This window comes from Streptomyces sp. WAC 06738 (assembly GCF_003945505.1).
In the GTDB taxonomy this organism is placed as follows: Bacteria; Actinomycetota; Actinomycetes; order Streptomycetales; family Streptomycetaceae; genus Streptomyces.
Map to the genome: position 1 here is coordinate 6,868,426 of NZ_CP029618.1, position 14,390 is coordinate 6,882,815.

The 14,390-nt window shown below is 74.9% G+C and carries 12 protein-coding genes; 7 read left to right on the plus strand and 5 right to left on the minus strand.

Annotation, left to right across the window (positions count from 1 at the left end; translation table 11 throughout):
* The first annotated feature begins 114 nt into the window (after positions 1 to 114).
* From DMB38_RS29985 to DMB38_RS29995, 3 genes are read left to right on the plus strand one after another with little or no spacing between them, the layout of a single operon-like run.
* Positions 115 to 867: a sugar phosphate isomerase/epimerase gene (locus DMB38_RS29985; RefSeq protein WP_125937768.1), complete on the plus strand. Its 753-nt coding sequence runs from the start codon at positions 115 to 117 to the stop codon at positions 865 to 867.
* Positions 864 to 1,973, plus strand: coding sequence for a Gfo/Idh/MocA family oxidoreductase (locus DMB38_RS29990; protein WP_125937769.1), 1,110 nt, complete (start codon positions 864 to 866; stop codon positions 1,971 to 1,973). Before DMB38_RS29985 ends, DMB38_RS29990 begins: the two co-directional genes overlap by 4 nt.
* Positions 1,974 to 2,006: 33 nt before the next feature.
* Positions 2,007 to 4,031 carry an FAD-dependent oxidoreductase gene (locus DMB38_RS29995; RefSeq protein ID WP_240662543.1) on the plus strand — a complete coding sequence of 675 codons (2,025 nt, stop codon included), beginning with the start codon at positions 2,007 to 2,009 and terminating at the stop codon, positions 4,029 to 4,031.
* 39 nt (positions 4,032 to 4,070) lie between these two features.
* Here the strand turns inward: DMB38_RS29995 and DMB38_RS30000 are convergent, their stop codons facing one another.
* The 3 genes from DMB38_RS30000 to DMB38_RS30010 form a co-directional block, all read right to left on the minus strand.
* Entirely contained in the window at positions 4,071 to 4,631 is a 561-nt protein-coding gene (locus tag DMB38_RS30000; protein WP_125937770.1) for a dihydrofolate reductase family protein, read from the minus strand.
* 195 nt (positions 4,632 to 4,826) lie between these two features.
* A complete protein-coding gene (locus tag DMB38_RS30005; protein WP_125937771.1) occupies positions 4,827 to 5,765 on the minus strand; it encodes a LysR family transcriptional regulator in 939 nt (312 codons plus the stop codon).
* 24 nt (positions 5,766 to 5,789) lie between these two features.
* Complete coding sequence (locus DMB38_RS30010) at positions 5,790 to 6,290, minus strand: Lrp/AsnC family transcriptional regulator (protein WP_125937772.1); 501 nt, start codon at positions 6,288 to 6,290, stop codon at positions 5,790 to 5,792.
* 115 nt (positions 6,291 to 6,405) lie between these two features.
* Here DMB38_RS30010 and DMB38_RS30015 point away from each other — a divergent pair, with 115 nt between their 5' ends.
* Positions 6,406 to 7,317, plus strand: coding sequence for an EamA family transporter (locus tag DMB38_RS30015; RefSeq protein ID WP_240662544.1), 912 nt, complete (start codon positions 6,406 to 6,408; stop codon positions 7,315 to 7,317).
* A 104-nt stretch (positions 7,318 to 7,421) separates the two neighbouring features.
* On the opposite strand, the gene DMB38_RS30020 is transcribed toward DMB38_RS30015, so the two are convergent.
* Positions 7,422 to 8,198: a hypothetical protein gene (locus DMB38_RS30020; RefSeq protein ID WP_125937774.1), complete on the minus strand. Its 777-nt coding sequence runs from the start codon at positions 8,196 to 8,198 to the stop codon at positions 7,422 to 7,424.
* A 238-nt stretch (positions 8,199 to 8,436) separates the two neighbouring features.
* Positions 8,437 to 10,254: a PucR family transcriptional regulator ligand-binding domain-containing protein gene (locus DMB38_RS30025; protein ID WP_125937775.1), complete on the minus strand. Its 1,818-nt coding sequence runs from the start codon at positions 10,252 to 10,254 to the stop codon at positions 8,437 to 8,439.
* A gap of 258 nt (positions 10,255 to 10,512) precedes the next feature.
* Here DMB38_RS30025 and DMB38_RS30030 point away from each other — a divergent pair, with 258 nt between their 5' ends.
* From DMB38_RS30030 to pucD, 3 genes are read left to right on the plus strand one after another with little or no spacing between them, the layout of a single operon-like run.
* On the plus strand, positions 10,513 to 11,412 hold the full coding sequence (locus DMB38_RS30030; RefSeq protein WP_125937776.1) for an FAD binding domain-containing protein: 900 nt from the start codon (positions 10,513 to 10,515) through the stop codon (positions 11,410 to 11,412).
* Complete coding sequence (locus tag DMB38_RS30035; protein WP_047018723.1) at positions 11,412 to 11,882, plus strand: (2Fe-2S)-binding protein; 471 nt, start codon at positions 11,412 to 11,414, stop codon at positions 11,880 to 11,882. Before DMB38_RS30030 ends, DMB38_RS30035 begins: the two co-directional genes overlap by 1 nt.
* The gene (gene pucD / locus DMB38_RS30040) at positions 11,882 to 14,272 is read left to right on the plus strand and encodes a xanthine dehydrogenase subunit D (RefSeq protein WP_125937777.1); all 2,391 of its coding nucleotides are present in this window, start codon (positions 11,882 to 11,884) and stop codon (positions 14,270 to 14,272) included. The genes DMB38_RS30035 and pucD overlap by 1 nt, the downstream gene beginning before the upstream one ends.
* Positions 14,273 to 14,390: the final 118 nt, after the last annotated feature.

Below are 14,390 nucleotides of genomic sequence, written 5' to 3' on the forward strand. Positions count from 1 at the left end.
GGCCAGCCTGACCGCCGACTTCCGACCCTGTCAAGGGTGTTGACGGAGGTCTGCCCGGCTTCTAGCGTCAACTGGCGAGCGAAAAATTGTCGAAAACGATCGCCGGAGGAGACCATGAGCCCGTCCCTGGGCGTGCAGCTCTACACCGTTCGCGACGAGATCGCCGCCGACCGCCCCGGCACGTTCGCCGCCCTGGCCGGCTTCGGCTACCGCCAGGTCGAGTGCTACGACGTACTGACCGACCCCGAGGAGCTCCGCGCCGACCTGGACACGGCGGGCCTCGCGGCCGGCTCCGTCCACGCGCACGTGCTCGCCGGTCCCGAGCAGGCCGACGCCGCCTTCCGGGGCGCGCGCACGGTCGGCGCCGACACCGTCTTCGTGCCGTATCTGCCGCCGGAGCGGTTCGCCGACGGCGAGGGGGTGCGCGCCGTGGCCGGCGAGCTGGCCGAGGCCGCGAAGCGCGCCGCGGGGCACGGCCTCGCGCTCGGCTACCACAACCACGAGTTCGAGCTGTCCCAGCACGTCGGCGGCGTCCCCGCGCTGGAGGTGCTGGCTGACCTCCTCGCCGGGCTCGACGCCCCGGTGCAGTTCGAGGTGGACACGTACTGGGCAGCGGTCGGCGGCCAGGACGTGCCCGCGCTGCTCGGCCGCCTCGGCGAGCGCGTCACGCACCTGCACATCAAGGACGGGCCCGTCACCAAGGACGACCCGATGACCGCCGTCGGCGCCGGCCGGATGCCCGTCGAGGACGTGCTCGCCGCGGGCGCGGGCGCCCGCCGGCACATCGTCGAACTCGACGCCTGCGCCACCGACATGCTCACCGCCGTCCGCGAGAGCTTCGACTGGCTGGAGGGGAAGCGCCGATGACCGCAGGAGAGCCCCTGGGCGTCGCCGTCGTCGGCTGCGGCACGATCAGCGACCAGTACCTGACGAACCTCACCGCCTTCCCCGACCTGCGCGTGCTCTTCTGCGCCGACCTCGACGCGGAGCGTGCCGCCGCCCAGGCCGCCGCCTACGGCGTACCGGCGCACGGCAGCACCGAGGACGCCCTCGCCCACCCCGGCGTCGAGCTGGTCGTCAACCTCACCCTCCCCGCCGCCCACCACGACGTGGCCGCGGCGGCGATCGGCGCCGGCAAGCACGTGTGGAACGAGAAGCCGCTGACCCTCGACCCCGTCTCCGGCGCCGAGCTGGTCACCCGGGCCGCCGGGGCGGGCGTGCGGCTCGGCTGCGCTCCGGACACGTTCCTCGGCGCCGGGCTGCAGACGGCCCGCCGGCTCGTCGACGACGGGGCGATAGGCGTGCCGCTGAGCGGTCTCGCACTGCTGCAGACCCCGGGCCCGGAGTCGTGGCATCCCAGCCCGGAGTTCTACTTCCTGCGGGGCGGCGGGCCGCTCTTCGACATGGGCCCGTACTACCTGACCTGTCTGGCCACGCTCTTCGGCCCGGCCCGGCGGGTCGCGGCGGTGGCCAGCAGGGCGCGCGAGACCCGGGTGGTCGGCTCCGGGCCGAAGGCCGGCACGGAGTTCCCGGTGGAGGTGCCCACGCATGTCGCGGCGCTCCTCGACTACGCCGCGGGCCAGACCGCCTCGCTGGTGGTCAGCTTCGACTCCCCGCTGAACCGGCAGGGGTTCGTGGAGATCACCGGCACCGAGGCCACCCTCGCGCTGCCCGACCCCAACCGCTTCGACGGCTCCCTGCGGCTGCGCCCCACGGGCTCGGCGGAGTGGACGGAGATCGAGGCGGCGGGTGCGACCGCCGGGCGCGGCATGGGCGTGCTCGACATGGCCAGGGCGCTGGCCGCGGGCGAGCCGCACCGCGCCTCGGGGGAACTGGCGCAGCACGTGCTGGAGACCATGGCGGCGGTCGAGAAGTCGGCGCGGGACGGGGAGTTCGTGCCCGTCGCGGGCGCCGGCTTCACCGTGCCGGCGGCGCTGCCGGCCGACTGGGATCCGGGCGTACGGATGCGTTGACGTCCCTCCGGGGCGCGGGCACACTCCGGAACCATGGCAGAGAAAGCGCTTTCTCGACGTGGTTTGCTGGCCGCGGGCGGCGCGGGTCTCGCGCTGCCCGCCCTGGGCCCGATGGCGTACGCGGGGGGCCGCGGCCCCGTCCGGGCCGACCTGGTGGTCTACGGCGGCACCTCGGCCGGGGTGATCGCCGCCGTGCAGATGCGCCGGATGGGCGGCACCGCCGTGGTGCTGGAGCCCACCCGGCACATCGGCGGCCTCACCACCAGCGGCCTCGGCGCCACCGACACCGGCAACACCTCCGCCATCGGCGGCCTGGCCCTGGAGTTCTACCGCCGGGTGTACGCCAAGTACCACGGCACGCCCGTCACCGACGACTCCCCGGCCCGCTACACCTTCGAACCGCACGTCGCCTCCGAGGTCTTCGCCGACCTGCTCGCCGAGCACGACGTGCCCGTGGTCCTGGAGGCCCGGCTGCGCTCCGTCGACCGCCGCGGCGACCGCATCCGCCTCCTCGTCACCGACGACGGCCGCGCCTACGAGGGCGGGGTGTTCGTGGACGCGACGTACGAGGGCGACTTGATGGCCCGTGCCGGCGTCGACTTCACCACCGGACGCGAGGGCAACGCCGCGTACGGCGAGACCCTCAACGGCGTCCAGCACCGCGACAAGCACCAGTTCGTCCACCCCGTCGACCCCTACGTCACCCCCGGCAGCCCCGCCAGCGGCCTGCTGCCCGGCGTCGCCGCCGACGCGCTGGCGCCCAATGGCACGGCGGACGAGGCGATCCAGGCGTACTGCTTCCGGATGTGCCTCACCCAGGCCGCCGACCGCATCCCCTTCCCCAAGCCCGCCGGCTACGACCCGATGCGCTACGAACTGCTCCTGCGCTACGTCCAGGCGGGCTGGCGCGGCCCGTTCTACACCACCCACCAGATGGGCGGCGGCAAGACCGACTCCAACAACAACGGCGCGTTCTCCACCGACAACATCGGCTTCAACTTCGGCTATCCGACCGGCACGTACGCCGAGCGCGCCCGCATCCACGCGGAACACGCCGACTACCAGCAGGGCCTGATGTGGTTCCTCGCCAACGACCCGCGGCTGCCGGAGTCCGTGCGCGCCCAGACCGCCGCCTGGGGCCTGCCGCGCGACGAGTTCACCGGCTACGGCGGCTGGCCGCCGCTGCTCTACATCCGCGAGGCGCGCCGCATGGTCTCCGCGTACGTCATGACCGAGCACGACTGCCGCGGCGCGGTGCGCGCCCCGGACTCCGTGGGGCTCGCCTCGTACACGATGGACTCGCACAACTGCCGCCGCCTGGTCGTGGACGGCGTGGCGCGCAACGAGGGCGACGTGCAGGTCGGGGTGCGGGCGCCGTACGGGATCAGCTACCGCTCGCTGACGCCGAAGCGCGCGCAGTGCACCAACCTGCTGGTGCCCGTCGCGCTCTCCGCCTCGCACATCGCGTACGGGTCGATCCGGATGGAGCCGGTCTTCATGATCCTCGCGCAGTCCGCGGCGACCGCCGCGCGGATGGCGCTCGACCGCGGCGGCGTGGTGCAGCGGGTGCCGGTCGCGGCGCTCCAGGCGCGGCTGCGCGCGGACGGGCAGTTCCTGGAGTGGCCGCCGAGCGAGCCGGGGGAGATCGTCGTCGACAACGTCTCGGCGACGGGCGTCACCTCCGCGGGCACCTGGCGGAGCAGCACCTCGATCCCGAACTACTACGGCTCCGACTACGTGCACGACGACAACACCGGCAAGGGCACGGCCTGGATGCGCTTCCGGCCCGAGCTGCCGGCCGCCGGCGCGTGGGACGTCGCGCTGTGGTGGACCGCGGACGCCAACCGCGCGACGAACGTGCCGGTGGACGTGGAGCACGCCGGGGGCACGCAGACGTACACCGTCGACCAGCGCTCGCGCGGCGGGCAGTGGGTGGTGCTGGGCCGGCACACCTTCGCGGCGGGAACGGCGGCGGGCGTACGGATACGCAACGACGCCACCGACGGCTACGTGGTAGCGGACGCGGTGCGCTTCACCCCGGCGGCGGGCGCGTCCTGACGGAGGCCCGCCGTCACCCGGCGGCGGCTGCCTCCCCTTCTACCCGTCCGCGACGAGGCGGTAGCGCACGTCGACCTCGGCGAAGGGCTGCGGCCCCTGGGCGTGCCGCAGCCTTACCGGCGGGCCGCCGGGGTTGTCGAAGAGCCGGATCCCGTCACCGAGCAGGACGGGCGCGATGTGCAGGTCGATCTCGTCGACCAGGCCGCGTTCGAGCAGTTGGCGGCCGATGGTGGGGGAGAGGACTTCGAGGTTCTTGCCGCCGGCGGCCGCCAGCCCGATCCGCACCGCCTCGGCCACGTCGCAGTCGAGGAACGTGACGCCGTCGGCGGGCGTGGCGCTCTCCGGACGATGGGTGAGGACGAAGATCCGGCCCTTCCAGTCCTCGGTGTAGGGCCGGGCGGTCGGGTCGCGGTCCCAGCCGTTCCGCCCGCCCAGGACCGCGCCGGTGGTCTCGACGTACTCCTCCAGCACGCCGTCGCGGCCGGTGACGCCGGCCAGCCAGTCCATGGAGTGGCCGGGGCCCGCGACGAAGCCGTCGAGCGACATGCTGAAGTGGAGGAGGACCTTGCCGGCGGCCCGTTGCGGTTCGAGGTCGAACATGTGCGGCTCCTTGGCTCGTCACGCCGGCGCGAACGCACCCGCTGCACGACAGACCAGCCGGCAGCCGCGAACTCATCGCCGCCTCCCGCCGCGACGGCGCCCCGGCGCCTGCCTCTGCCTCACCCGGGCGGCCGCGGGCTCGTGTGCCCTTGCGGGTCGGCGGGCGGCCGGGGGGGCGGCCGGTCCGCGGGGCGGTCAGCGGGACCACGCCGGGGCCCAGGTGCCGGCGGGGTCCGTGGGGGTGTGCCGGGGGGCTCGGGCGGCGGCGTAGTCGCGGAGCAGGGTCAGGCCGGGGTGTGCGTTGTCGGTGTGCCAGTGCAGCAGGTGCGGGTAGACGGGGGTCGGGTCGAGCAGCGGGATGCGGCACAGGTCGTAGTCGACGGGCCAGACCAGCGGGGTCCGCTCGCTGAGGAACGTGCCCACCGTGGCCGATCCGGCGATCGTGTCGAGCAGGCTCTCCACACCGAAGTCCGGGCCCACCGCGTCGATGACGAAGCCGAACTCCGCCGCCATGTCCTCGTAGTACGCGGCCCACTCGGTGCCCGGCGCGTTGCCCGGCATCCAGATCCGGTGCCCGGCGAGCTGCGCGGGCCTGACGGAGCGGGCGCCCGCGAACTCGTGCGCCGGGCCGGTGACGAGCTGCACCGGTTCGTACATCACGTACCCGACGGCGATGTCGTCGGGCAGCTTCCGGCCGGGCGGCGGCAGGGTGCGGAACGTCGCGTCGATCGTGCCGTCGCGTACCGCCTCGACGGCCGGGCCGCCGCCGTAGACGGTGACGACGTCCAGCTCCACCTCGGGGTGCGCGCGGTGGAAGTCGCGCAGCAGTCCGGCGGTGGCGACCCGGCGCCCGACCACGTCCACGCGCAGCGCCCGGCTCCCGGGCCGTACGGACGCCGCGGCCCGCTCCGCGGCCCGCAGCAGCGTGCGGGCGTGGGGCAGGAACGCCTGGCCGTCGATGGTGAGCTTCGCGCCGCGCGCGGTACGGGTGAACAGCCGCACCCCGAGGCCCTTCTCCAGCCCGGCGATGCGCTTGGAGACGGCCTGCTGGGTGAGCATCAGCTCGGCCGCCGCCTCCTGGAACTGGCCGGTGTCGGCGGCGGCGACGAAGGTGCGCACGGCATCGAGGTCCACGCCCGGCAACCCTAGCCGCAGCCGCTACGGAACCCGGCCCCGCGCCCCGGCTCCCGTGCCGCCGCCGCTCCCGGCCTCCTCCTCCGCGTACGCGCCGAGCCCCGGCGTCCGCGGCGGCACCGCCGTGGACTGGACGATCGAGGTCGTCGTCTGCCCGTGCAGCAGGAAGCGGTCGAGCACCTCCTCGAAGGTGTCGAGGTCCGTCGCGTGCACCTTGAGCAGGAAGCAGTCCTCGCCGGTGATCCGGTGGCACTCGCTGACCTGCGGCAGGCTCCGCGCCAGCGCCGCGATCCGCGGCAACTGCCCCGGCCCGGGACGCACCCGGACGAACGCCGCCACCGGGTAGCCCAGGGCGGCCGGGTCGACGTCCAGGCGGTAGCCGCGGATCACCCGGGACTCCTCCAGCCGCCGCACCCGCTCGCGGGCGGTGGGCACGGAGACCCCGGTACGCCGGGCCAGCTCTGCCATGGACAGGCGGGGGTCGGCGTCGAGTTCGGTGAGGATCGAGCGGTCGAGTGCGTCCACCGTTTCACCTTGGCACGGGGGACGCCCGTTTCGTACCCCGGAGCGGAAAGTGATCCGCCGCCGGGCTTTCCGGTTCGCCATGGTCCGCGGAGGCGTGCGTTGCGACGATTCCCCCGTGGCCGACTCCCTGCCCCGCAGCCCCGCCGCTGCCTCCGGCGGCCGGCTCGCCCTCGCCGCCGAGCGGGTGCCGCCGCCGGCGTTCCTCGTCTCCTCCGCGGTCTTCCACTACCTCGGCCCGGCCTGCGCCGTCCTGCTCTTCGCCCGCCTCGACGTCCTCGGCGTCGCCTGGCTCCGGATCGCCTCGGCCGCGCTGGTCTTCGCCGTCTGGCGGCGGCCGTGGCGCGACTGGCGGGCGGCGACGCCGTACCAGCGGCGGCTGCTGGTCGCGATGGGGGCCGTGCTCGCCACCATGAACTGCACGTTCTATCTGGCCCTTGAACGGCTGCCGCTGGGGACGGTCGGGGCGGTGGAGTTCCTGGGGCCCGTGGTGCTGGCCGCGGCGGGGGTGCGGACCAGGCGGAACGTCGCCGCGCTGGCGCTGGTCCTCGCGGGCGTCGCGCTCCTCACCGACGTGCACCTGGTCGCGGAACCGCTCGGGCTCGCGCTGGCGTTCGGCAACTGCGCGCTGTTCGTGCTCTACGTCGTCCTCGGCCACCGGCTCGCGGCCGACGGCGGCGCGTCCGGGGTGGGGCGGCTCGGCGCGGCGATGCTGGTGGCGGCGGTGGTCGCGGCGCCGGCGGGGCTCGCGCAGGGCGCGGCGGCCGTGACGTCGCCGGTGCTGCTGGCGGCGGCGTTCGGGGTGGGGGTGTGCTCGTCGGTGATCCCGTACGTGTGCGACCAGCTCGCCATGGCGCGGGTGCCGCGGGCGACGTTCGCGCTGATGCTGTCGCTGCTGCCGGCGACGGCGGCGGTCATGGGCGTGGCCGTCCTCGGCCAGGTGCCGGGCGCGGCCGAGGCGGCGGGCATCGCGCTGGTCGTCGCGGGCGTCGCGGCGCACCGGGAGCGGGACGCGGCGGCGCGCGCGTAGCCGCGGGTACGGGTGGTGAAGACGGCCGGAAATGGACTGTCCCTACGGCCGGACACCCCTGCGCCACGCGCCGGCCCCGGCCGCTCGCCGGGCCCCGGGCCGCGTCAGTCCGCCGCCACCCGCCGGGGCTCCTCGCCCAACTGCTCCGCCAGCCACGACGGCACCCCGTCCAGCAGCCGCACGAGCCGCGTCGCCTCCGCCCGCAGCCGGCCCGCCTCCGGCTCCGACTCCACGTCGGCCAGCGCCATCAGGGCCGGCGCCGTACCGATCAGATAGCCCACCTCCTCGCGGAGCCGCAGCGACTCGCGGAAGCCGTGCCGCGCCTCGGCGAGGTCGCCGGCGTCGGCCGCGAGCGAGGCCAGGTGGCGCCAGGTGAACGAGCACAGCAGCAGGTCGCCCTGCTCCACCGCGCCCGCGTGGGCGCGGCGGAAGGCCGCCAGCGCCGCCGTCGCGTTCTTCGTCAGGTGCTGGGCGACGAGACCGCGCCGGAAGTCGAGCATCGGCCGGTACGGCGACGTCGGCGCCAGCAGCGCCGCGGCGCGGCCGAGCGCCGCACGGGCCTCGTCGGAGCGGTCGCGCTCCTGGAAGAGCGTCGAGGCGTACGCGAGATAGCCCCGCTCGCACGCCGTGACGCCGCGGTTCTCCCCGTCGATCGACAGCGCCTCCGCGTTGCGCACCGCGTCCTCCGCGCGCTCCCAGCCGGCGGCCGTGAACATGCACTGCTCCACCAGCAGCGCCGCGCGCTGCCGCGCCGCCTCGGCGTCGGTCCCGGCGGCGTCGTCGAGGAGCGCCGCGGCGTCGTCCCAGCAGCCGCGCGAGCGCAGCCGCCAGATCGCCCGCTCCAGCGGATCCTCCGACATCACCGATTCCGACCGTGCCATGGCGGTATCCGCCACTTTTGCCTCCCCAACGCGCCGTCGAGCCAAGGAACAACAAGAATCAACGCAGCCCAGTGTGAGTCGAATCTCAGCACGAAGTCTGCCCTGGGCCAAGGGCTTGCGTGAACGACTTCACAAGATCTTGGCCAACGGATTGCCCGCGGCACGGGAACGACGCGCACGAACGTACGGCGCGGACGCAGCCGTTCAGTGAAGAGGCCGCTCTCGCGGTCGGCGGCGGTCAGCGCATGCGCAGGGCGAGGAAGAAGTCGAGCTTGTCCTCCAGCCGGGCCAGGTCCCGGCCGGTGAGCTGCTCGATCCGGCCCACCCGGTAGCGCAGCGTGTTCACGTGCAGGTGGAGGCGGGCGGCGCAGCGGGTCCAGGAGCCGTCGCAGTCGAGGAACGCCTCCAGGGTCGTCACCAGCTCCGCCCGGTGGCGGTGGTCGTACGCGCGCAGCGGGTCCAGCAGCCGGGCGGTGAACGCGCGGCGTACGTCGTCGGGGACGAAGGGCAGCAGCAGCACGTGCGAGGCCAGCTCCTCGTGGCCCGCGGCGCACACGCTGCCCGGCCGGGCGGCGGCGACCCGGCGCGCGTGCCGGGCCTCCTCCAGGGCGCCGCGCAGCCCCTCCGGGGAGTCCACCGCGGCGCTGATGCCGAGCGTGAGCCGGCCGTCGTCGGCCAGCGCGCGGGACAGCGGCTCCCGTACGGCGGCGAGCAGCGCCGCGGCGCGCAGCCCGCGCGCGCCTGCCGCCGCGCCGGGGCCGGCGACCGCGCTCGGGCCGCCGGAGCGCGCGCGGCCGCTCCCGGCGCCCTCGTCGGCGCCCTTGCGGGACCGCCCGCCCCCCGCGCCGGGGTCCGCGCCGCCCGCCTCCGGCTCCCCGTCCGCCGCCCCCCGCGCCGGGACCGCGGGCAGCGGCACCAGCGCCACCGCCTCGTCGCCGGTGTGCGCCACCGCGATCCGCTCGGCCGGGTCCCGGTCCGCGCCCGCGAGCATCTCCTCCAGCATCGCCTGCGCCACAGGACCGCCCCCGATCCCCGGCTGCCCGTACGGGACCTCCCACTCGACCCGCGCCACCACCACCTGCCACTGCGGCGCCGCCCCGGTCCCCGGCAGCAGCGCCGGCACCGCCACCCGCAGCCGGGCCGCGATCTCCGCGGGCTGCGCCCCGGCCTGCACCAGCTCCAGCACCTCCTGCGCCAGCCGCCGCCGCACCGACCGCGCGGCGTCGCGCCGCTCCCGTTCCACGGCGATCAACTGCGTGACGCCGTGCACCAGGTCCAGCCGCTCCGGCGGCCACTCCCCGGCGTCCGCCTCCACCGCCAGCAGCCAGTCCGAGAGCACCGTCTCGCGCAGGTCCCGCCCGCCGCCGACGGGGAAGAGCGAGTACGTCACGCCCCCGCCAGCCGCCGGCAGCGTCACCCGGTGCGGCCCCGGCCGGCCGCCGCGCAGCGCCCCGAGGTGCTCGCCGGCCAACTGCGCCCGCAACTGCGCGGGCAGCCGCCCCCCGGCCGCACCGGCCGCGGTGCCGGCGATCTGCCGGCCGGTGGGGGAGAGCACCCACGCGCGCAGGTCCAGATCGGAGCCGAGGAGGTCGAGCACCACATCGGGGCCGCCGCCCGCGGGCCCGGACGACATCAGCCGGCGGTGCCGCTCGACCACGGCCGCCAGATCGCCGGCCCGCTCGCCCGAGACCTGCCGTACGACGTGCTCGGTGATGGTGGCGAACGCGACGTCCTCGTCCACCGCGAAGAGCGGCAGCCGGTGCCGCGCGCACGCGCGCACCAGGTCCTCCGGCACCCCCGCCCCCGACAGCTCCGCCTCGCCCGCCGCGAGCCCGGCGACGCCGGCCGCGGCAAGGATCCGTACGAAGGGCTCCGAGTCCTGCGGCCCGTGCCGCCAGGCGAGCCCGGTGAGGACGAGCTCGCCGCCCGACAGATAGCGGCTCGGATCCGTCAGGTCGGTGGTCATCACGCCCCGCACCGTGCGGTCCAGCTCGTCCGCGCCGCCGAGGAGCCGCAGGCCCAGCGCCTCGGAGTCCAGGAGTGCCCGCAGCCTCATGCGCGTCCCCTTGCTGTCGCTCGTGCGCCGGCCGGCCCACCCGTGCGGGCGGGCCGCCGGGCGGTCGTCGTGGGATGTCCCGCAGGGGAAGGATGCCCCGGACTTCGTTCGAAACTACAAGAACCGGGTTCCGGCCTGCCCCTTGCTTCATGTTTTCCGTGACTGCACCCGGACGGCGGCGTTTCTGTGTACTTGGGCCACGTTCCGTCAACAGCACTAGCACGCAGCCGCACTTTCGAGGGAAAGCCGAGAGGATCCATGGACTTCCTGCGCCCCGCAAGCTGGGCGGAAGCGCTCGCCGCCAAGGCCGAGCATCCGGAGGCCGTACCGATCGCGGGCGGCACGGACCTCATGGTCGAGATCAACTTCGACCACCGCCGTCCGGAGTACCTGCTCGACCTCAACCGCATCGGCGAGCTGGGGGAGTGGGAGACGGGAGCGGAGAGCGTGCGGCTCGGCGCCTCCGTGCCGTACGCGCGCATCGTGGCGGAGCTGGCCGGGGCGCTGCCGGGTCTGGCGCGGGCGGCGCACACCGTGGCGTCCCCGCAGATCCGCAACCGCGGCGGCGTCGGCGGCAACCTCGGCACCGCCTCCCCGGCCGGCGACGCGCACCCGGCGCTGCTGGCCGCGGGCGCGGAGGTCGAGGTGGAGTCCGTACGCGGCGGCAGGCGGATCCCGATCGACGAGTTCTTCACCGGCGTCAAGCGCAACGCGCTCGCGCCCGACGAGCTGATCAAGTGGGTGCACGTCAAGAAGGCCACCGGACCGCAGGAGTTCTCGAAGGTCGGCACCCGCAACGCCATGGTGATCGCCGTGTGCGCGTTCGGCATCGCGCTGCACCCCGACACCCGCACGGTCCGTACCGGCATCGGCTCGGCCGCGCCGACGCCCGTGCGCGCCACCGCCGCCGAGGAGTTCCTCAACGCGGCGCTGGCCGAGGGCGGCCACTGGGAGAGCGGCCGGACCCTGCCCCCCGCGCTCGCCCGGCAGTTCGCCGAGCTGGCGGCGGGCGCCTGCAACCCCATCGACGACGTGCGCGGCAGCGCGCGCTACCGCCGGCACGCGGTCGGCGTCATGGCGCGCCGCACCCTCGGCTGGACCTGGGAGTCGTACCGCCGGGGCGCGGCGGGGGCCACACGAGCGGAAGGAGCCGCGTGATGCGGGTGACGTTCACCGTCAACGGCCGCGAGCAGCAGGCCGACGACGTCTGGGAGGGCGAGAGCCTGCTGTACGTGCTGCGCGAGCGGATGGGCCTGCCGGGCTCGAAGAACGCCTGCGAGCAGGGGGAGTGCGGCTCCTGCACGGTACGGCTGGACGGCGTGCCGGTGTGCGCCTGCCTGGTCGCCGCCGGGCAGGCCGAGGGCCGCGAGGTCGTCACCGTCGAAGGGCTGGCCGAGGACGGTCTCTCCGCCGTCCAGCAGGCGTTCGTCGACGCCGGCGCCGTGCAGTGCGGCTTCTGCACCCCGGGTCTGCTGGTCGCCGCGGACGACCTTCTGGAACACAACCCGTCACCGTCGGACGCCGACATCCGCGAGGGCCTGTCGGGCAACCTGTGCCGCTGCACCGGCTACGAGAAGATCCTCGACGCGGTCCGGCTCGCCGCCGCCCGCCGGGGCGAGGGGGCCTGATGTCCGACGTCACCCGCATCCCGACGAGCCTCACCCAGGGTTCGCGGACCGCCGGCGGCATCGGCGAGTCCAAGCTGCGCCCCGACGGCACGCTGAAGGTCACCGGGGAGTTCGCGTACTCCTCCGACCTGTGGCACGAGGACATGATCTGGGGCCACACGCTGCGCTCGCCGTACGCGCACGCCGAGATCGTCGCGATCGACACCTCCGCCGCCCTCGCCCAGGCCGGGGTCTACGCCGTGCTCACGTACGACGACCTGCCCGCCCGGCAGAAGAACTACGGCCTGGAGATCGCCGACACCCCCGCGCTCGCCGCCGGCCGGGTGCGCCACCACGGCGAGCCGGTCGCGCTGGTCGCCGCGGACCATCCCGAGACCGCCCGCCGGGCCGCCGCGAAGATCCGCATCGAGTGGCGGGAGCTGCCGCTGGTCACCGACGAGGAGTCCGCGCTCGCCCCCGGCGCGCCCGTGCTGCACCCCGACCGCACCGACGACCACGCGCCGCACGTACCGCACCCGAACATCGTCCACCGCCAGCCGATCGTCCGCGGCGACGCCGCCGCGGCGGCCCGCAGGGCGGACCACATCGTCACCGGCGAGTACGAGTTCGGCATGCAGGACCAGGCGTTCCTCGGCCCGGAGTCGGGCCTCGCGGTGCCCGCGGAGGACGGCGGCGTCGACCTGTACGTCGCCACCCAGTGGCTCCACGCCGACCGGCGGCAGATCGCCCCGGTGCTCGGGCTGCCGGAGGAGAAGGTGCGCATGACGCTCTCCGGCGTCGGCGGCGCCTTCGGCGGGCGCGAGGACCTGTCGATGCAGATCCACGCCTGCCTGCTGGCGCTGCGTACCGGCAAGCCGGTGAAGATGGTCTACGACCGCTTCGAGTCCTTCTTCGGCCACGTGCACCGCCACCCGGCCAGGATCCGCTACGAGCACGGCGTCACCGCCGAAGGACGGATCACCCACGCCCGCTGCCGCATCGTCCTCGACGGCGGCGCGTACGCCTCCTCCACCCCGGCCGTCGTCGGCAACGCGGCGTCGCTGTCCATGGGCCCGTACGTCATCGAGGACGTCGAGATCGAGGCGGTCGGCCTCTACACCAACAACCCGCCCTGCGGCGCGATGCGCGGCTTCGGCGCCGTCCAGGCGTGCTTCGCGTACGAGGCGCAGATGGACCGGCTCGCCGCGGCGGTCGGCATGGACCCGGTGGCGTTCCGGCAGGTGAACGCCATGTCCGAGGGCTCGCGGCTGCCGACCGGACAGCGGGTCGACTCCCCGGCGCCGGTCGCGGAGATCCTGCGCCGCGTGCAGGCCAGGCCGCTGCCGCCGGAGCGGCAGTGGGAGAGCGCGGGCGGCACGGCGGACGTACGGGCGCTGCCCGGCGGGCTGTCCAACACCACCCACGGCGAGGGCGTCGTACGGGGCGTCGGCTACGCGGTCGGCATCAAGAACGTCGGCTTCTCCGAGGGCTTCGACGACTTCTCCACCGCCCGGGTGCGGCTGGAGGCCGTCGGCGGCGAGCCGGTGGTCACCGTGCACACCGCGGCCGCCGAGGTCGGGCAGGGCGGCATCACCGTGCAGGCGCAGATCGCCCGCACCGAACTGGGCGTCGCCCGCGTGGTCATCGCCCCGGCCGACACCCGGGTCGGCTCCGCGGGCTCCACCTCCGCCTCCCGGCAGACGTACATGACGGGCGGCGCGGTACGGAACGCCTGCGCGGCGGTGCGCGAGCAGGTCCTCGCCCTCGGCCGGCGCAAGCTCGGCACGTACCACCCCGCGTGGGCGACGGCCGAACTGCTGCTGGAGGGCGGCAAGGTCGTCACGGACGGCGGCGAGGTCCTCGCCGACCTTTCGGACGTGCTCGACGGCGAGCCGCCCGTGGACGTCGAACTGCCCTTCAGGCACCGGCCCACCGAGCCCTTCGACATCGAGACGGGACAGGGCTTCGGCCACGTCCAGTACTCCTTCGCCGCGCACCGCGCCGTCGTCGAGGTCGACACCGAACTCGGCCTGGTCAAGGTCGTCGAGCTGGCCTGCGCCCAGGACGTCGGCAAGGCGCTCAACCCGCTGTCCGTCGTCGGGCAGATCCAGGGCGGCACCACGCAGGGCCTGGGCGTGGCGGTGATGGAGGAGATCGTGGTCGACCCGGCGACGGGGCGGGTGCGCAACCCCTCGTTCACCGACTACCTGATCCCGACCATCCTCGACACCCCGGCCATCCCCGTCGACGTGCTCGAACTGGCCGACCCGCACGCGCCGTACGGGCTGCGCGGCGTCGGCGAGGCGTCCACGCTCTCGGCGACCCCGGCGGTGCTCGCCGCCATCCGCCAGGCCACGGGACTGGCCCTCACCAAGGCCCCGGTACGGCCGGAGCACCTCACCGGCACCTGAACCCCACCGGAAACGAGACCGACGCACCAGCAGTTCCGCCTCCGCCTCGGGCCGTCCCCCGGGTCGTGCAGCACCACCCATCCCAAATCCCGCAACCGCGGGTGCCCCTGTGAACCTT